Raw genomic sequence first — 18787 nt, 5'->3', positions numbered from 1 at the left:
GGCTTGTGACCCGCTCACAACATTCAGGATGAGTGGAAGGTTGTGTCTGTGAAAGCGAGCAGGCCTTCAGCCGTAATTTATGCAACAAAGCCTGCCTTACTTGAAAATCACCGCAAATCAAAAATCAATTTGCCTGCCACCGATTTGAGTTTCCGTATCATTCTGACCGGCAACCATGGCCGAAGCGCTGATTGCGTTTTGATTGGCCCAATCACGCAGCTTTGTAAACTCGTCTTTGCGCATTTTGCTCATGGGTACCAAACGCGAAATAGTCGTCTCAAAATCAGCCATGGTCAGGTCACTTGCATCACCGGAGCCACTCATTCGCCGTGAGAACGCTTCGATCAGCGAGTCCCCGACCCACGCTTCGATTTCAGCACCTGAAAGCACAATGTCTTTTCCAAAATTCGACTCGCCTCCCAGAGCAGACAATCGATCCAGATCGAATTTTTCCGGGTCACGTTTCAACTTCTTCAGGTGTATTTCAAGAATCTTCTTTCTTTCTTGTGTCGACGGAAAGTCAACGAAAAATATTTCGTCGAACCGCCCCTTCCGCAACAGTTCCGGAGGCAAGCTATTGATGTTGTTAGCGGTAGCAAATACAAAAACAGGCGCCGTCTTTTCTTGCATCCACGTCAACAGTGTGCCGAATACGCGTGTGGCCGTACCGCCATCGGAAGCTCCTCCGGAAGAACCGGAAAGTCCTTTTTCAATTTCATCGATCCACAGGATGCAAGGCGAAATGGCTTCAGCAGTGTGGAGTGCGGAACGAATATTTGATTCTGAAGAACCCACCACGCCCTGGAAGATTTTCCCCATATCCAAACGCAACAAGGGCATATTCCAGGACGACGATATGCACTTTGCCGTCAGCGACTTGCCGCAGCCTGGAACGCCGGTCAAGAGCAAGCCTTTTGGAGTCTTGACACCAAACTCTTGAGCCATCTGCCCAAAACACTGACTGCGCAAATGGAGCCACTTCTTGAGAGTCGCCAGCCCTCCAACATCTTCGAGATTTACCGTGGAGTCGATGTACTCCAGGATGCCTGTCTTCCGTATGATTTGTTTCTTTTCGAAAAGCAGATCCTTTACGGTACTTTCATTGACACTCAGACTGGATACCAGCGAGCGAGACAGGCTGTTGTCAATCTCTAACCCCGTGAGCCCCAACGCAGCGTCAATGAGTTTATCTTTGGTTTCACCAGCCAGGTCGATCTTGACACTACTGTTGCCTTGCCAGGAATTAACAAAGTCATTGACCTGACTTTTAACTTCTTCTCTCGACGGCAAAGGAAAATCAATCAACGTGATTTCTTTCTGAAGATCATTGGCAATTTCAAAACTCGGCGCCACGATGATGCAATTACTTCGATACCCACGCGAGCGAATATTGATGGCCAGATCCCGAAGCCGACGGCGATAGACAGGATTCGAGCTTGGGGCAAGGTAATTATGAGCATCACAAAAGACAAAAATATTTTTGCTGCTTTCCTCTTTGGCTCTTTCTTCGCAAAAGTCCAGGGCCATTTTCAAATCAAAGGTTTTGTCCCCGGCCACGGCGCCATTGATCTGAACACCCATCGTCGAGTTCCAAACGAACAAACGATGGCTGAGCGTCTTGGCGATTTCAGCGATTTCTTTGAGGGCGCGCTCTTCCTCGAAGGTTTCAATGACCAGAATCGCGTAACGCGCCTTGAGGTAATCGGTTATCTGCTTGGTGCGGTTCATGCCTGTTATCCCTGCGCCTGAACTAAGTTATACATGCATCGGAAGGCCGGTTTTGGTAACCCCGGAGTTTGAAACAACAAACTCGACAGGTCTCCCGGCACGAAAAAAGTCAATATCAACCCTATCGCTTGTTTTGATCATTTGTTTGTGCTGATAAGGATGTTTCGCGTTTTGCAGATAACGGCCAGCCAGCGTCAAGTCTATGGCCTTGACAACTCGAATCATGGCCTCATTCCGGAATATCTCTTTTGGTGTATAGCCCGTATAAAGAATCCAGTTCTTCTCGCCATCGACGGCATGTATCAGTTGCTCAAGGGCTGGCGCCTGGTCGAGCGGTTCCCCCCCGGAGAGAGTAACCCCGGCGATGTCCATTGCATTGATCTTCTGTGCCAGGTCATGAACGGACATCAGCGTACTCGCCTCGCGAGCGTGGGTACTCTGATTGAAGCATCCCTTGCAATTCAACGCACAACCCTGCACCCATAATGTCAAGCGCAATCCGGGGCCGTTAACGCTGCTCAAGTCCATGTGATGTACATTGATTTCCATCTAGAAATTAGCCCTGAGAATTTGAAGGGTTTGTTCTTCATGGACTACGGTATAGGCCGGCTTCCACTCGGTGACAAGCTCTGCAGCAGGGCTGGAAAGAAGCGCCTCAAGCTCTTCAGTGAGCTTTGTGCACACATCGCCTTTAACGCCATGCACTTCTTCCGTCACTTGATCGCCTGTAAAAGTGACATGAATGCTGAATTCGTAACTGGGCCCGAATTCAATCTCAAAGCCTTGAACGGTTTCTTTCACTCTTGATGGAAAACCTGATGCATCTATGCGTTTTACGGTTTCATCGATGGCCACGCTGATATAGGCTTTCTGAAAGCTTGAAGCCAAATCAGACATGATCGCTTCATCGTCGGCCGAAACAGTTTCCCGTTCGATGAGGAGTTTGTACGAGCCCTGCTCAATCTGACAAACAAACAGGCTGAACTCATTAGCTGTCTTGCCACAAATAGCTCTAAATTGCTGCTGGCCCATATAGCCCATTTTGCTCAGCACTTTCTTGCTGAAGTCGCTGGCAAACATTGAAACCAGGCCGGTTGTCGGGCGGAGGCCCATCTTGCCGAAAGCTTTGGCAATGGCCTCTTCATCAACATACGAAAATTCAAATTTCGTGCAATGAGACATGATTAAAGCTCCAGCCTGCGGCCGGAAACAGCTACTTCGGCATTCTGGATAGCATTCAACACGTCAGGAGCAACCTCAATATTGCGAACAGGTGCCCCGGCGGCAAGCGCTGCATCAGCTGATACATTTTCTGGAATCGAGGCTGAAATATCGGAGTTGACCACCACCCGACGTCTTTTGGTTGTCTGTGGTGCACCACTATCATTCAGGAGACTTGCATCAATTGCTTCCAGCAGCCCTCGAATGACCATAAACGGGTTTGATGTGAGCTTGTCATAGAGGCCAACGTACAACAAAGCATCGACACCATCATTGAACTCCAATTTAATGGCGTAACTTTGACTGTCGTTGCCAATGATACCAATGCCCGACAGTTGATTCAGGTCCTTTGACAGTTTCGTCCAGGCACTCCCATCAAATGACGCCACAATCAATTTTGTCGCTGTTGCGGCGAAAGCATTGCTACCAGCCTTAACCTCGTCAGCATCAAAATTCTGGTAGCTGAGCAGAATTTTCTCCCCTGCAGAAAACCCCAGAGCGGTGGCCAGATACTCATTGGTCGAAAAATCGACATCCGCGTGAAACTTCAAGCTTTTGGAATAAATATAAAGACCATAGAGACCTGCTATTCCATAGCCTATTGAATTCAACGCATCTTTCGGAGATAAAATGGCAAAAACAGCCAAAATCAAAACAATGATTGCGTAACCGTAATTAATGTATTTTTTCGTACTGAATCTTTTATCTCTATAAAACTTGAACGTTTTTCCAGGAACATATTGTTTTGAAGGTGCAAACAGAATGGTGCACGCACCAAAAAAAACCACTCCAATAAACCCCATTATGGCCTGGCGAATTTTCCCTTCTTGCAACCCTTCGACAAACATCCACACACCGGCGGCGATGAAAGCTGGCAAGGTTGCAAGCACTAAAAGCCCTGCTATCTTGCCTTTGATATCCATCACCATTTTCCACATCGGGATAGTTTTTATCATTTACAAACCTTATTGAGATCGGCAGAAGTGAGTAGCCGCGGGATAGCGATGATGGCTCTATGCTACATGACCATCTTGGGTTTATCACGTTTCAGGAAAGGTCACGTTACAGGTGCACCTCTCCTGCGTGGTTTTGTAAGTGTCGGCAACTAACTACATAAACTACCGTCCCCCCTGATCTCCCTGCTGGATCCCCCCGCCTGAAACCGCTACCGTTCCCCCATCCAGAACAGGGAATCCACGCGCCATGTCCATCGCCGACAATCTTCTCGCCTTCACCCTCGCCGCCACGCTGTTGACCCTGACACCCGGCCTCGACACCGCGCTGGTCCTGCGCACCGCGACCGTCGAAGGCAAGCGACAGGCCTTGCGCGCAGCGTTGGGCATCAACGCCGGTTGCCTGTTGTGGGGCGCGGCGGTGGCGTTTGGGCTCGGGGCGTTGATTGCTGTGTCGGAGCTGGCCTACAACCTGTTGAAATACTGCGGCGCGGCGTATCTGGCGTGGCTTGGATTGAACATGCTGCTGCGCCCCCGCCGCTCGCTGGCGCCCGCCGAAGCCAATGGCAAGCCGGGAGGCAACTGGTTCTTGAAGGGCATGCTGGGCAACGTGCTCAATCCCAAGGTGGGGATTTTCTACGTGTCGTTCCTGCCCCAGTTCATTCCGCAAGGGCAGCCACTCGTGCCGTGGACGTTCGGGCTGGTGAGCATTCATGTGGTGCTGGGACTGATCTGGTCACTGGTGCTGATTGGCGCGACGCAGCCGCTGTCGGGTTTTCTGCGCCGGGAGAAAGTGATTCGCTGGATGGATCGCACAACCGGGATGATCTTCGTGCTGTTTGCCGCGCGGCTGGCCTTCAGCAAGCGGTAAGCCGCCCAACGCCTTCTATCGACGCGTGCAGTTTCCTCGACTCAAGCGCTTGCCCTATACATATGGATATCCGTATATTCGAAACCCCATATGTATCAAGGGCACGTTCATGCTCACCCCCGCCACCGTTTTCAAATGCCTCGCCGACGAAACCCGCGCCCGGGCCACGCTGCTGATCACCCGTGAAGGCGAGTTGTGCGTCTGCGAGCTGGTCTGCGCACTCGACGACAGCCAGCCAAAGATCTCCCGTCATCTGGCGCAATTGCGCACCTGTGGTTTGCTGCTGGATCGGCGTCAGGGCCAGTGGGTGTATTACCGGCTCAATCCGCAGTTACCGGAATGGGTTCGCGAGATGCTACAGACCACCCTCGCCGCCAACACCGCGTGGCTGGAGGAAAACAGCGCGCGACTCGCCGCCATGGGTGACCGCCCGCTCAATTCATCCGCCTGTTGCTGAGGACCGATCATGCGCGTTCTATTCATGTGCACCGCCAACAGCTGCCGCAGCATCCTGTCCGAAGCGATGTTCAATCACCTGGCACCGCAAGGTTTCGAGGCAGTCAGCGCCGGCAGTTTCCCCAAAGGCCAGGTGCTGCCGCGCAGCCTGTCCACGTTACAGGAGGCCGGCATTTCCATCGCCGGGTTGAGCAGCAAGGGCAACGACGCCTTCGAATACAATCCGCCGGACATTGTCATCACCGTGTGCGACAAGGCCGCCGGCGAAGCCTGCCCTGTCTACTTCGGCCCGGCCCTGAAAGCCCATTGGGGACTGGAGGATCCGTCAGAGGTGCATGGCGATGAGACCACTGTCAGCGCAGCCTTCCACGCCACCCTCGCCCGGATCGAAACCCGCTGCCGGGCCTTCCTCGCCCTGCCCTTCGCCGAACTCGACCGCGCCGCCCTCAAGCGCGAACTCGACCGCATCAGCCTGCTGTGACCGGAGCCGTCATGACCGACCTGCCCAATCTCGACCCATCACTGATTCAGAAAACCACCCGCAACGATGGCGTGCACAAGCCCCGCATCCTGTTGCTCTACGGCTCGACCCGCCCGCGCTCCTTCAGCCGTTTGCTGGTGGAAGAAGCCGCACGACTGCTGGAGCACTTCGGCGCCGAAACGCGGATCTTCAATCCGTCGGGCCTGCCGCTGCCGGACGATGCGCCCGGCGATCATCCGAAAGTCCAGGAGCTGCTGGAACTGATGCAATGGTCCGAGGGCCAGGTCTGGTGCTCGCCCGAACGTCACGGCGCGATGTCGGCGGTATTCAAGGCGCAGATCGACTGGGTGCCGCTGGCGCTTGGCGCAGTACGCCCGACCCAGGGTAAGACCCTGGCGGTGATGCAGGTCTGCGGCGGTTCGCAATCGTTCAACGTGGTCAATCAACTGCGCGTTCTGGGCCGCTGGATGCGCATGTTCACCATCCCCAATCAGTCCTCGGTGCCCAAGGCGTATCTGGAGTTTGACGAAGGCAACCGCATGAAACCTTCGGCGCTGTACGACCGGGTGGTCGATGTGATGGAGGAACTGGTGAAGTTCACGCTGTTGTTGCGTGATCGCCCGGACCTGGTGGATCGCTACTCGGAGCGCAAGGAGTCGGCGGACGAATTGATGCAACGAGTCAATCAGCGCTCGATCTGAAGCCCTGAATAAAAAACGGCGCGATGATTCGCGCCGTTTTTTTACATCTCGACCTTACTTGCTGATCGAAACCAGCGTCGCCTTGCTGCCCTCCATCCGGAACGAAAACTTCACCCGGTCGCCCACCGCCAACCCGGCCAGTTGTTCCTGAGTCGCGGCGAAGCCCATGGTCATCGGCGGCCACTGCAATGACGCTACAGCGCCATGTGCAATGGTCACGGTGTGCTTCGCGGCATCGATGGCCTTGATCGTGCCCTCGGCATTCGCGGCCGGTGCCTGTTGCGTGGCGGACTGCATCTGCATGCCCTGCATGTCATCCATCTTCATGCCGGGCATGTCTTCTGCCTGCACAGAAAAAGCGAACGCAACCAGCGTGCCGGCAAAGGTGATCGGGATCAGTTTCATGAGGTTTTTCCTTCAGGTGGGAGGGTTTGAACGGACAAGTGACGACGGCGCATCAGTCGATACGCCGCCGGGATGACGAACAGGGATAACAAGGGCGCCGTGACCATGCCGCCGACCATGGGCGCGGCAATGCGGCTCATGACTTCGCTGCCGGTGCCGCTGCCCAGCAGGATCGGCAACAGGCCGGCGATGATCACGGCCACGGTCATGGCTTTGGGGCGTACACGCTGCACGGCGCCTTCGCGAATCGCCGCGACCAATCCGCGCTCGGTGTGGTCGCCGCCGTCTTCGCGCTCGGCCCAGGCGTTTTTCAGGTAGAGCAGCATGATCACGCCGAACTCGGCGGAAACCCCGGCCAGTGCAATGAACCCGACGCCGGTGGCCACCGACAGGTTGTAGCCCAGCAGGTAGAGAAACCACGCACCGCCACTCAGGGCGAACGGCAACGTGGCCATGATCAGCAGCGCTTCATCGAAGCGGGCGAAGGTCAGGTAGAGCAGCACAAAGATGATCAACAGCGTGGCCGGAACCACGAGTTTCAGGCGAGCGTTGGCCCGTTCGAGAAACTCGAATTGCCCCGAGTAACTCAGGCTCATGCCTGGCTGCAGTTTCACCTGCTCGCTGACCGCTCGACGCAAGTCACCCACCACCGAAGCGATGTCGCGACCCCGCACGTCGATGTACACCCAGCCGGACGGTCGGGCGTTTTCACTCTTGAGCATCGGCGGGCCGTCCGTGACCCGGATTTTCGCCAGCATGCCGAGGGTGACCTGACTGCCCGAAGGCGTGTAGATCGGCAGTTGCTCCAGGGCGCCAGGTGAATCGCGCCACTCTCGCGGGTAACGGATGTTGATCGGGAACCGTGCCAGTCCCTCGATGGTTTCCCCGACGGTTTCGCCGCCGATGGCCCCCGCGACGATGGACTGCACATCACTGATGTTCAGCCCGTAGCGACCGGCGGCGTTGCGGTCGATATCGACGTCAATGTAGCGACCACCGGTAAGTCGCTCGGCCAGCGCCGAACTGACGCCGGGCACGTCTTTGGCCACACGCTCGACGGTCTGGGTCACCGCATCGATCTGGGCCAGATCGTTGCCGGCGACCTTCACGCCGATGGGACTTTTGATCCCTGTGGCGAGCATATCGATGCGGTTGCGGATCGGCGGAATCCAGATGTTGGTCAGGCCCGGCACTTTCACCACACGGTCCAGTTCTTCCACGAGTTTTTCCGGAGTTATGCCCGGGCGCCATTGCTCGTGGGGCTTGAACTGGATCGTGGTTTCGAACATCTCCAGCGGTGCCGGATCGGTGGCGGTTTCCGCGCGACCGGCCTTGCCGAACACATGCTCGACCTCGGGCACGGTCTTGATCAAGCGATCCGTTTGTTGCAGCAATTGCGCGGCTTTTTGCGCTGACAAACCCGGCAAGGCCGACGGCATGTACAGCAGATCGCCCTCATCCAGCGGCGGGAGAAATTCGCCGCCCAGGCGCGACACCGGCCACGCCGCACTGATGAACACCAGCAGCGCCACCAACAGGGTGAACTTCGGTCGGCGCAACACCACATCCAAGGCTGGCTGGTAGATCCGGATCAGCCAACGGTTGAGCGGGTTGTGGCGTTCATCCGGAATCCGCCCGCGAATCCAGTAGCCCATCAGCACCGGCACCAATGTCACCGACAACCCCGCTGCCGCCGCCATGGCGTAGGTCTTGGTGAACGCCAGCGGGCCGAACAACCGCCCTTCCTGAGCCTGCAAGGTGAACACCGGGATGAACGACAGCGTGATGATCAACAGGCAAAAGAACAACGCCGGCCCGACCTCCGCCGCCGCGTCGGTCATCACCTGCCAATGACGTTCGCCCTTGAGTTCCTGTCCGGGATTGGCCGTGTGCCATGCCTCGATTTTCTTGTGTGCGTTTTCGATCATCACCACGGCGGCATCGACCATCGCGCCGATGGCGATGGCAATCCCGCCCAGTGACATGATGTTGGCGTTCAGCCCCTGAAAACGCATGACGATGAACGCAATCAGCACACCCACCGGCAACGAAATGATCGCCACCAGCGACGAACGCAGGTGCCAGAGAAAGATCCCGCAGACCAGCGCCACAACGATGAACTCCTCGAGCAATTTGTGGCTGAGGTTGTCCACGGCGCGATCGATCAGCTTGCTGCGATCGTAGGTGGTGACGATCTCCACGCCGGGCGGCAGGCTGCTTTTCATGTCCTCGAGTTTGGCCTTGACCGCCGCGATGGTCTCCCGGGCGTTCTTGCCGCTACGCAGGACCACCACGCCACCGACGGTCTCGCCCTGTCCGTCCAGTTCGGTGATGCCCCGGCGCATGTCCGGCCCGGTCTGGACCGTCGCGACATCGCCCAGGGTCACCGGCACCCCGCCGGTGCCAAGTTTGAGCGGGATCGCACGGAAATCATCGAGGGTTTTCAGGTAGCCCGACGCGCGCACGATGAACTCGGTTTCGGCCATTTCCAGCACCGCACCGCCGGTTTCCTGATTGGCCTTGCCGATGGCTTCGCGCACCTGCGCCAGGGTGATGCCGAGGCTGGCCAGTTTTACCGGATCGGGCTGCACCTGATACTGCTTGACCATGCCGCCGAGGGTGGCGACCTCGGCGACATTCGGCAGGGTCTTGAGCTCGAATTTGAGAAACCAGTCCTGCAACGCGCGCAACTGCGCCAGATCGTGCTGGCCGCTGCGGTCCACCAGGGCGTACTGATAGATCCAGCCGACCCCGGTGGCATCCGGACCCAACGCCGGTTTGGCACTGGCCGGCAGGCGACTCTGGATCTGGCTCAGGTACTCCAGCACCCGCGAGCGCGCCCAGTACTGATCGGTGCCGTCCTCGAACAACACGTACACGAAGCTGTCACCGAAGAACGAATAGCCGCGCACGGTTTTCGCACCCGGCACCGAGAGCATGGTAGTGGTCAGCGGGTAGGTCACCTGGTTCTCGACAATCTGCGGCGCCTGTCCGGGGTACGGCGTGCGGATGATCACCTGCACATCGGACAAATCCGGCAATGCATCGATCGGCGTGCTTTGCACCGACCACACACCCCATCCCGTGATGAACAGCGTCGCCAGCAGCACCAGAAAGCGGTTGGCCACGGACCAGCGAATCAGCGCGGCGATCATGGCTGGCTCCCCGAGGCTTCACCGTCCGCCTCAAGCGGCGCGGCAACAATGCCCTTCAGACTGGCCTCGGAGTCGAGCAGGAACTGGCCGGAAGTCACGACCTTCTGCCCTTCCTCCAGGCCTTGGAGGATCACCGTTTTGCCGTCGCTTTCCTGTCCGGGCCGCACCTCCACCGGGCGATAGTGCCCCGCGTCCTCGGCCAGCATGACCAAGGCCCGCTTGCCGGTGCGGATCACCGCTTCGCTCGGCACCCACAGGCTGTCCTGCCCGGTCGAATGGTTCAACCGGACCTGCGCCGTCATCCCCGGACGCAAGCGCCCCTCGGGGTTGGCCAGTTCGACCCGCACGCGCAGGGTGCGGCTGTCCGGGTTGGTGTCCGGCAGAATTGCGCCGACCTTGCCGTTGAACACGGTGCCGGGAAACGCCGGCAATCGCGCCTCGATGGCTTGCCCTTCGGCAATGGAACCGGTCTGCGCTTCCGGCACCGCCACGGCGAGCCAGACACTGCCCAGCCCGTTGACCCGCGCCAGCGTCTCGCCGCTGGGCACGGTCATGCCGGTGCGCACGTTGAGCTCCTGCACCACGCCGCCCACCGGGCTGGTGACGGTGAGGTTCGGCTGAACCTTGTCGCTGCGTTCCACCTGGGCAATCAGGCTCGACGGCATGCCGGTCAGTTGCAGCCGTTGGCGCGCCGCCGAAATCAGCTCCCGGTCGCCGCTGCGCTTGAGGGCCAGAAACTCGGTCTGCGCTGCCGCCCAGTCCGGTACGAAAATGTCCGCCAATGGAGCGCCCGGCGCCAGCACATCCCCCGGTGCCCGGGCGTAGACCCGTTCGACAAAACCGCTGGTGCGGGTCTGGATCACCGCCACATCGCGCTCGTTGAAGGCCAGCACACCGGTCACGTCGAGGCTGGAGGAAAAGCGCCCGCGCGCAACCGTTGCCGTGCGCAGCCCCAGATTCTGGGTCAGGCCCGGATCGATGCTCACCGTCGCATTGCCTGCGCCTTCGCTGGCGTATCGCGGCACCAGTTGCATGTCCATGAAGGGCGACTTGCCCGGCTTGTCGAATTTCTGTTGCGGGTACATCGGGTCGTACCAGTACAGGGCCTTGGGTTCGGCACCCTGCTCCGCTGCCGCACCGGTTGCCCCAGGCATGCGCTGATAAGCCACGCCGTAGCCCGCAGCGACACCCACCGCAAGGGCGAGGCCGGCCAGCCAGAAGCTGTTGCGTTTTGGTAGGTTCACAAGCCTGTCTCCCCATAAGCGAAATGCAGACGCGCAGCGGTCAGTGCGCGCTGTTCTTCCACGTCGATCTGTTTGAGGCGCGCCTCGATGAGTTCACGGCGGGCGCTGACCACGGCGTTCAGATCGCCCTTGCCGGCGCGATAACTGGCCAGGCTCAACTCGACCTTCTCTTTGGCCAACGGCACCAGACTCTGCTGGTTGCGCAGTACCGCCCGGTCAAGGCGCGCATAGTCAGCCAGCTCGTTTTCCAGTTGCTCGGTGTGCTCGCGAGACAAGGCTTCGCGCTCAGCCTCGATCTGGCTGAGTTCAGCCTGGCGGGCGGCGATCTTCGGGTTCTGCCGCGATTCGGGAAACAGCGGCAGATCCCAGGAAAACTGCACGCTGACCATGTCGCCGAACTCGCGGCCACGGTGCTGGTAATCCACTTCCCAGCTCCAGTCGGACTTTTTCTCGGACACCGCTTCCTGCACCTTCGCCTGCGCTTCGCGGGCCATGGGCGCAAACGCGGCCAATTCGGGATGGTGTTGCAGTTGATGGTTGAAGGTGGCGGGCTCGACCGACCATTGCGGCAGGCCGCCTTCGGGCTTGTCGTTGGCGGCGACGCCGATCCAGCGTTTGAGCGCCGCCCGGGCCTGGGTGCGTTCCAGCGTCAGGTTGTCTTCTTGCTCCGCCAGTCGGGCGGCTTCCTGCTTCGGCGTCACCGCGTCCGCAGGTTGCGCCCGGCCACCGGCAATCTGCGCCCGCACGGTATCGCTCAGCAGGCGGTTTTCTTTGTAGAAGTCCTGAAGCAGCGCCTGTTTGCGCTCCACCGAATAGCTGCCGATCCACGCCAGCGCCGTGGCCTGCCGGACTTTGAGGCGTTCGACGCGACGTTCCGCCGCCGCGCGCTCGACGCCCGCCTCGGCGACTTCGATACGCGCCTTGCGCTTGTCGCCGTTGGGCATGTCCTGACGCCAGCCGACCATTTGCATGGTCATGAAGTCCTTGTCGAGGCTGTAGCGGTCCGGGCCGCCCACGGGATAGTTCTGCACGCCCAATACCAGTTTCGGATCGGGCAACTCCCCCGCCGGGATGGCGGCGCTGCTGGCAGCCTGGATTTTTGCATCTTGAGCGTTCAGCGACGGCGCGTTGGTTTCCGCCAGCCGCAACGCTTCATCGAGTGTCAGCGCGGCGGCGAAACCCGGCCACGCAAGCACGCTTGCCGCGAGGCTGGCCGCGAAGGGCCAACCTGTGCACTTGAATTTCATGTTTACGATTCCTGTGATCGTCCGCTGTGCGCGGCGTAAAACACGCGTACAGCCAATCCACTCCGCCGGGGCGGAATGAGTTTTCAAGGGAGGCAGGAATCAGACGCGGGGCGGTCGCCAGACCCCGGACGGGGTCGCTACGGGCAGGGAATCACTGAAGAAAGAATGCGCAACGGGGCTGAACACGGTGACGGGCGGCTTGAGGATCGCGACTTGCAGCAGGCCGCCGGTCTTGCACTCCTGGCCTGGCTTACAGGGTGTGCCATGGTCGGCAGGACTTTTCATGTCCTTGCAGCAATCCATGCCCATGCCATCCATCATCGCCATGCCCATGGCTTGCATCGGGCAGGGTTCTGTCGGTGCCTGCACGCCCGCCATCCCGCTGAGGGGAAGCGCCAGGCTGATCAGGAAGACGAGACAAAACCGCAGGTAGCGTTTCATGGCCGGAAGTCTAGTTGCGAGAAACGGGATTCACAATCGGATGGCGGCGATATCAGCGGACGCGCATTAAGCCAGGATTAGCAGCGGAAAATCATGCAGCGCTCGAACGATCACCTAACCTCATTGATTGTGTGTTCAACCGGAATCGCCAGTCCCATGCGCAACGCATTGAAGTCATTGATGTTCGTCGCCCTGATCCTGCTCGGTCCGGGGCTGGCCGTGGTGTCGGCCGCAGATTTGTCGCCCTCTCCCGACAGCGGTGCCCCGCTCCCCGGTGTTACCCAGAATGATCTGCAAGCCCTGCAGCAACGCCTCGATGGCCTGAAGCAGCAGATCTCGTCCGCCAACAATTACAACCAGCTCGAAGGCCCGCAGGATCGGGTGCAGGCGTTCATTCTCGACATTGATCGACTGTCGGCTTCGCTGCTGCCACAACAGGCACAGTTGACCGTGCAACTGGGCGTGCTGGGGGCGGCGCCCACGGAAACGGTAGCCGCCGAACAGGCCGATATCGCCGCACAACGGGCGGCGCTGATCGAGCAGAAGAACAAGGTCGATACCGCGCTGAAGAATCTGGCCACGCTCAAGCAGAACGCCACGGAGCTGATCACCCAGATCGCCGGCATTCGCCGCACATTGCTGGAAAGCGAACTCACCCTGCGTACCGACAGCGTGCTCAGCCCTGATTTCTGGTCGCCGATGATCGATCCCGACCCTGCCGACCGCCAACGCCTGCAGATGTTCGTCGACCAGATCAAGGAAACCGGCACCGAGGCCTGGCAGCCGGGGCAACGGTTCTACACCAGCGTACTGGTGGTGCTGTCCTTCCTGGTCTGGACCCTGGGCCGACGTCTCGCCGACCGCTGGCTGGCATGGGTGTGCATCCATCGCATGCCCGAAGGCCGCTTGCGCCGCAGTTCACTGGCCTTTGCCTCGGCGCTGGCAACACTGGCGACCACCGCGATCGCCCTGGAACTGCTGTATTACGCCTGCACCCGGCATGTGCCGCTGCCGCCGATGCTGGCGACGTTCTCCGACGAATTCCAGAAAGTCGTGTACGCCTGCGTGATGATCACCAGCCTGAGCCACGCCTTGCTGTCCACCGAGCACCCATCGTGGCGATTGCCGGCGATTGCCGAACCGGTGGCCCTCACGCTCAAGCCTTTCGCCAGGATCCTCGCCGCGACGTTGCTGGTGCTGGTTACGGCGGTGCAGGTCGGCAATTCGTCAGGCATGAGCAGCCAGATCGTGATCACCGGCCGCGGTGTGATCGCGCTGGTGGTATTGGCCATCGTCACCGTGCTGCTGATGCGCGTCGGCAAGGTGCGCAAGGCGCTGGCGACGGCCGGGGATGCGCAGGTGACGGGCAACACCCTGGCCGGGGTGATTTACACCGTGACCACGCTGGCGATGGTCATTTCCCTCGGCGCGTTGCTGACAGGCTACGTATCGCTGGCGCGGTTCATCACTTATGAACTGGTGTGGGCGTTTATCGTGCTGTCCGGTTTCTACCTGCTGATGCAGTTGCTCAAGGACAGTTGCGAATACGTCTTCTCGCCCCGCCATTCCAGCGGCAAGGCCTTGAAGCAACTGTTGGGCGTCGGCGACCGGCGCCTCGAACAGGCCTCGACCCTGCTGGCCGGCGTGGGTCGGGCGGCGTTGCTGTTGCTGGCGGTGATCACCCTGTTTGTAGGCGGCATCGGCACCACGCTGGGTCAATTGGCCAACAGCATCGGCACCATTCTCGGCGGTGCCGGCCTGCGCAAACTGAACATCGTTCCCGGGCATTTGCTCAACGCCATACTCGCCCTGCTGATCGGTATATACCTGATCCGTGCCCTGCGCCGCTGGCTCGACAACGAGTTCCTGCCCAAGACCGACATGGACCCGGGCATGTGCGCGTCGCTCAGCACGCTGTTTTCCAACATCGGCTACGCGGTGGTGATTCTGTTGACGCTGTCGTCGCTGGGCGTGCAGTGGACCAACCTGGCATGGATCGTCAGCGCGCTGTCGGTAGGTATCGGTTTCGGTCTGCAGGAGATCGTGAAGAACTTCGTTTCCGGGCTGATCCTGCTCACCGAACGCCCGGTCAAGGTGGGCGACCTGATCAGCATCAGCGGTGTCGAGGGCGACATTCGCCGGATCAACGTGCGCGCCACGGAAATCCAGCTCAGCGACCGCTCGATCGTGATCGTGCCCAACTCGCAACTGATCTCGCAGAACCTGCGCAACGTCACCCTCGGCGGCAGCGCCCAGGGCGTGGCGACTCTGGAGCTGATGTTCCCGCTGGACATCGACCCCGAGCAGGTCAAAGGCCTGCTGCTCGACACCTACAAAGAGCACGAAACCATCCTCGGCAAACCGGCGCCGTTCGTGCGTTTCAGCAAGCTTTCGCCCGATGGCATCACGTTGACCGTGACCGGTTACGTCGACAGCCCGCGGATTGTCGGCAAGACCAAGAGTGATCTGTTGTTCGAGATTCTCAAGCGGCTGGGGGCGGCGGGGATTGAGTTGGCGAAGCCGCCGAGTACCTGATGAAAAGGCGGCTCGTCGTCCCGATGGTTTTAGAAGTCAGTCACGGTTGTTCCTGCAATGCTCCGGGCGAACTCGATGCCGAATACCCGAGCCGGTGTTTCAAAACCTGGTCGCCGCTCCCCCGCCAACACTCGACGAGCAGCCTCCACGGCCACCAACGGTGTGTAGGAATAGCCGTTGACCGTTTCAATGACCGACCGCGCGACACTGCCGTTGACGCCAGAGACCTTGGCCACCGCACGGGCGCGATGAGCCGCACGCTGTTCGGCGCTGGGGCCGTCCGGCAGCAGCGACAGATCGCCCTCGGGAAACGCGTCGCCACTGATGTGTACATACATGGCGATGTCGGGAATGCCGGTGGAGTGCCAACCGGTGACCAGGTCGCCGAACGATAGCGGTACGCAAACCACCGGTCCGTCGCCGAAATCGAATTGGCGGGGCTCTGCATCGGGCGTGGCGACCAGTTGTCCGTCGACCCTGGCCAGCAGGCCCGCGCCAACGATTTCAGCGACGCTCAGAGCCGACCCGCGAGACATGGAGCCGGCCACTTGCAGGGCGATCTTCAGTGAACGCGGTTCCTGTACGCGTCGAGCGACATGCATCGCCAGGCAATCGGTCGGCACCACATCCCAGCCGACGCCAGGCAGCAACATGACACCGGCCTTCGCGGCCGCGGCGCCTAGTTGCTCGGCCCGCCGATAGACATTGATCTCTGCGGTGATATCCAGATAGTCCACCCCGGCCTTGATACACGCCTGCATGAAAATGTCCGCCGTCTGCGCAAACGGCCCTGCAAAGTTCAACAGTACTGCAATGCCCTCCAGTGACTCTGCTTCGACGGCATCCGCAGCGAACACTCGATAAGGCACATCCAGCTGCGCTGCGAGGGATTGGAGTTTTCCCGCTGTCCGGCCGGCGATGACGACATCGAGGCCCAACGATCGAGCGTACTCGGCCGCCATGCGCCCGGTGTAACCCGTCGCGCCATAGATCATTAGCTTACTCATTGGGCGTGCTGCCATTTTTTGTAGACGAATTCCAGGCTGTAACCGTCCGGATCGAAGACGTTGGCCGCGTAATAGTCGGGGTCGTAATGCAAGCGTGCGCCCGGCGGGCCGTTGTCGACAGCACCCCGTTCAATGGCCACCGCGTAAGCCGCGTCAACCTCGGCCTTGCTGCTGGCGACAAAACCTACATGCACTGCCCGCCCCTCTACCACACCTGCGCGCAACCAGAAAAACATCCGGCCATGGGCACCGAAACCTTTCAGGTCGGGATGCCCCGGCGGGCCGTCCTTGCCGTCGTAATCGAGCCTGGCGGTGATGCCCAGCGGGGTCAATACAGCCGTATAGAAATCAATGGAGCGTTGGATATCGCTGACTGACAGAAAAATATGATCAAGCATGGTGCTGCCTCGCGTTCAATGGTCGGTTCAGATGAAATAGCCGCCCGCGACTTCAATGGATTGGGCGTTGATCCAGCCGCTCTCTTCGCACAGCAACAAGGAAATGACACGGGCGACGTCCTGCGGCTCGCCCACCCGGCCGAGGGCCGTTTGCGAGGCCAGCAAGGCCTCGAATTCATCATTCAAACCGCCGCCCAATTCAGTGCGTATCGCGCCCGGCGAAACCGCGTTGGCCCGAATCCGACGATCCGCGAACTCCTTGGCCATGTAACGTGTCAGGACCTCAAGCCCACCCTTGGCGGCGGCATATGGCGCCACGCCCGCTGTTGCGACACGGGTGGTCGCACTGGTCAGATTGACGATACTGGCGCCCTCCTCCATTAGCGGCAGCAGAGTCTGTGTGAGAAAAAACGGGCCTTTGAGGTGGGCGTTCAACAAACCGTCGAACTGCGCCTCGGTCACCGTTTCCAGCGAATTGAACAAGCCGTGGCCGGCGTTGTTGACCAGCCCGGACAGTCTTTCCACACCCCAGGTGGCCTGTAGTGCGTGCGCTACCTTCTGGCGGAAATCGTCGAACTGGCTGACGTCGGCCACGTCCAGTTGAAGCGCCACGGCGCTGCCGCCCGAAGCCTGGATACCCTGGACAACAGAGGCTGCCGCGTCGGCATTGCGTTGATAAGTCAGGATGACGCCCATACCGCGCCGGGCACACTGCTCGGCCGCACTGGCGCCGATGCCACGGCTGCCGCCGGTAATAACGATAACGCTCATGCGCTACTCCAATGTCGTTTGAGGTGAGTCACCACAGTAGCCATCGGGCGGGCGGCGAGCGCAGCCGTTCCTCTTCGAAACCTGCCTGTTTCTGCTTTTTGCTTGCGTGGACGTATTCGCGTGGGGTCAGATGCCCGGCATGAACAGCCAACTGACAGAACTTCGTACCCTGGCCCGACACGCCAAAAACCGCCGCACGGAAACGGGTATTCCGCGCGTCGCCATGGTTCAGGGTGAAATCCCCGAGCATTTGCTGGCGGCGGTTTACCAACCGATGATCAACCTGATTCTGCAAGGCAGCAAAACCATGACCATCGCCGACCGTACGCTGCATTACGACCCGGCGACCTACTTTGTCATGTCCATCGACCTGCCGGCAGTCGGCCAGGTCCACCCCTCTTCTGCCGGCGAGCCGTACCTGGCGGTCAGTCTGACGCTTGATCCGGTTGTCTTGACGACGCTGCTGGCCGATCTGCCCAAACCATTCGGCCAACATGAACAGGACACCGGTTTTTCGGTGGCGGCGGTCACCCCGCCCTTGATGGATGCCTGGGTGCGCATGCTACGACTGATGGGAAAACCTGAAGAAATCGCGGCACTGGCGCCGGCCTACGAGCGGGAGATTCTGTACCGTGTCCTGCAAGGCCCCCATGGCTGGATGCTGCGTGACATCGCCGCCCCCGACAGCGCCATGGCGCGCGTCAACCTTGCCATCGCGCACATACGACAGGACTTCGCCGAACCGATCCGGGTGGACGACCTGGCTCGGCTTGCGTCAATGAGCGTGTCAGCCTTCCACCGACACTTCAAAGCCGTTACGGCGCTGAGCCCATTGCAATATCAAAAGCGGGTTCGTCTGCTGCAAGCCCGAACGCTGATGGTGGCGAGCACCAGGAATGTCACCCAGGCGGCGTTCGAAGTCGGGTATGAAAGCGCTACACAGTTCAGCCGTGACTACACACGGGTATTCGGCTTGCCCCCCTCACGGGACGCAGCCCGGATACTCGGGGAAACCCGAAGCGGTTGAACCTGTTCAATGCATCCCCCAAAAAAAGGGGACCAAAAAAGGGGACAGATTTATTTTCAAGCAAAAAGGGAAGCAAAAAGGGGACAGATTTATTTTCTGAAAATAGATCTGTCCCCTTTTGTGGTCCCCTGTCCCGTCCTGAATAG

18 protein-coding genes are annotated in these 18787 nt (G+C 59.5%); 6 read left to right on the top strand and 12 right to left on the bottom strand.

What is annotated here, in order from left to right:
- Window positions 1-117: 117 nt before the first annotated feature.
- From M5B44_RS13315 to M5B44_RS13300, 4 genes are read right to left on the bottom strand one after another with little or no spacing between them, the layout of a single operon-like run.
- The gene (locus M5B44_RS13315) at window positions 118-1728 is read right to left on the bottom strand and encodes an AAA family ATPase (RefSeq protein ID WP_248739430.1); all 1611 of its coding nucleotides are present in this window, start codon (window positions 1726-1728) and stop codon (window positions 118-120) included.
- Window positions 1729-1755: 27 nt separating this feature from the next.
- Window positions 1756-2256, bottom strand: coding sequence for a 4Fe-4S single cluster domain-containing protein (locus M5B44_RS13310; RefSeq protein WP_248739827.1), 501 nt, complete (start codon window positions 2254-2256; stop codon window positions 1756-1758).
- Window positions 2257-2277: 21 nt separating this feature from the next.
- Window positions 2278-2910: a DUF2997 domain-containing protein gene (locus M5B44_RS13305; RefSeq protein WP_248739429.1), complete on the bottom strand. Its 633-nt coding sequence runs from the start codon at window positions 2908-2910 to the stop codon at window positions 2278-2280.
- Window positions 2911-2912: 2 nt separating this feature from the next.
- Window positions 2913-3872: a hypothetical protein gene (locus tag M5B44_RS13300; RefSeq protein ID WP_248739428.1), complete on the bottom strand. Its 960-nt coding sequence runs from the start codon at window positions 3870-3872 to the stop codon at window positions 2913-2915.
- A 280-nt stretch (window positions 3873-4152) separates the two neighbouring features.
- On the opposite strand from M5B44_RS13300, the gene M5B44_RS13295 reads away from it, so the two are divergent.
- The 4 genes from M5B44_RS13295 (at window position 4153) to arsH (ending at window position 6411) form a co-directional block, all read left to right on the top strand.
- Window positions 4153-4773 carry a LysE family translocator gene (locus M5B44_RS13295; protein ID WP_248739427.1) on the top strand — a complete coding sequence of 207 codons (621 nt, stop codon included), beginning with the start codon at window positions 4153-4155 and terminating at the stop codon, window positions 4771-4773.
- A gap of 109 nt (window positions 4774-4882) precedes the next feature.
- Window positions 4883-5230, top strand: coding sequence for a metalloregulator ArsR/SmtB family transcription factor (locus M5B44_RS13290; RefSeq protein WP_248739426.1), 348 nt, complete (start codon window positions 4883-4885; stop codon window positions 5228-5230).
- Window positions 5231-5239: 9 nt separating this feature from the next.
- Window positions 5240-5710 (top strand): arsenate reductase ArsC, encoded by a 471-nt coding sequence (locus M5B44_RS13285; RefSeq protein ID WP_248739425.1) that lies wholly within the window; start codon window positions 5240-5242, stop codon window positions 5708-5710.
- A gap of 11 nt (window positions 5711-5721) precedes the next feature.
- The gene (arsH, locus tag M5B44_RS13280; protein WP_248739424.1) at window positions 5722-6411 is read left to right on the top strand and encodes an arsenical resistance protein ArsH; all 690 of its coding nucleotides are present in this window, start codon (window positions 5722-5724) and stop codon (window positions 6409-6411) included.
- 54 nt (window positions 6412-6465) lie between these two features.
- Here the strand turns inward: arsH and M5B44_RS13275 are convergent, their stop codons facing one another.
- The 5 genes from M5B44_RS13275 to M5B44_RS13255 form a co-directional block, all read right to left on the bottom strand.
- On the bottom strand, window positions 6466-6816 hold the full coding sequence (locus M5B44_RS13275) for a copper-binding protein (RefSeq protein ID WP_248739423.1): 351 nt from the start codon (window positions 6814-6816) through the stop codon (window positions 6466-6468).
- Window positions 6813-9971 carry an efflux RND transporter permease subunit gene (locus tag M5B44_RS13270; RefSeq protein WP_248739422.1) on the bottom strand — a complete coding sequence of 1053 codons (3159 nt, stop codon included), beginning with the start codon at window positions 9969-9971 and terminating at the stop codon, window positions 6813-6815. Before M5B44_RS13270 ends, M5B44_RS13275 begins: the two co-directional genes overlap by 4 nt.
- On the bottom strand, window positions 9968-11215 hold the full coding sequence (locus tag M5B44_RS13265; protein WP_248739421.1) for an efflux RND transporter periplasmic adaptor subunit: 1248 nt from the start codon (window positions 11213-11215) through the stop codon (window positions 9968-9970). Before M5B44_RS13265 ends, M5B44_RS13270 begins: the two co-directional genes overlap by 4 nt.
- Window positions 11212-12462: a TolC family protein gene (locus M5B44_RS13260; RefSeq protein WP_248739420.1), complete on the bottom strand. Its 1251-nt coding sequence runs from the start codon at window positions 12460-12462 to the stop codon at window positions 11212-11214. Before M5B44_RS13260 ends, M5B44_RS13265 begins: the two co-directional genes overlap by 4 nt.
- A gap of 99 nt (window positions 12463-12561) precedes the next feature.
- Window positions 12562-12903: a hypothetical protein gene (locus tag M5B44_RS13255; protein WP_114882551.1), complete on the bottom strand. Its 342-nt coding sequence runs from the start codon at window positions 12901-12903 to the stop codon at window positions 12562-12564.
- A gap of 156 nt (window positions 12904-13059) precedes the next feature.
- Here M5B44_RS13255 and M5B44_RS13250 point away from each other — a divergent pair, with 156 nt between their 5' ends.
- Entirely contained in the window at window positions 13060-15438 is a 2379-nt protein-coding gene (locus M5B44_RS13250; protein WP_248739419.1) for a DUF3772 domain-containing protein, read from the top strand.
- A 29-nt stretch (window positions 15439-15467) separates the two neighbouring features.
- Here M5B44_RS13250 and M5B44_RS13245 read toward each other — a convergent pair whose 3' ends face one another.
- From M5B44_RS13245 to M5B44_RS13235, 3 genes are read right to left on the bottom strand one after another with little or no spacing between them, the layout of a single operon-like run.
- Window positions 15468-16445 carry a saccharopine dehydrogenase family protein gene (locus M5B44_RS13245; protein WP_248739418.1) on the bottom strand — a complete coding sequence of 326 codons (978 nt, stop codon included), beginning with the start codon at window positions 16443-16445 and terminating at the stop codon, window positions 15468-15470.
- A complete protein-coding gene (locus M5B44_RS13240; RefSeq protein WP_248739417.1) occupies window positions 16442-16843 on the bottom strand; it encodes a VOC family protein in 402 nt (133 codons plus the stop codon). The genes M5B44_RS13245 and M5B44_RS13240 overlap by 4 nt, the downstream gene beginning before the upstream one ends.
- 27 nt (window positions 16844-16870) lie before the next feature.
- Complete coding sequence (locus M5B44_RS13235; RefSeq protein WP_248739416.1) at window positions 16871-17614, bottom strand: SDR family NAD(P)-dependent oxidoreductase; 744 nt, start codon at window positions 17612-17614, stop codon at window positions 16871-16873.
- A 139-nt stretch (window positions 17615-17753) separates the two neighbouring features.
- Here M5B44_RS13235 and M5B44_RS13230 point away from each other — a divergent pair, with 139 nt between their 5' ends.
- Window positions 17754-18641, top strand: a complete 888-nt coding sequence (locus tag M5B44_RS13230; RefSeq protein ID WP_248739415.1) for an AraC family transcriptional regulator — start codon at window positions 17754-17756, stop codon at window positions 18639-18641.
- The last annotated feature ends 146 nt before the right edge of the window (window positions 18642-18787 follow it).

The organism is Pseudomonas sp. MWU12-2029 (assembly GCF_023242425.1).
In the GTDB taxonomy this organism is placed as follows: domain Bacteria; phylum Pseudomonadota; class Gammaproteobacteria; order Pseudomonadales; family Pseudomonadaceae; genus Aquipseudomonas; species Aquipseudomonas kribbensis.
The sequence above is the reverse complement of the archived record's forward strand: the minus strand, read 5'-3'. Positions and strand labels throughout refer to the sequence as shown.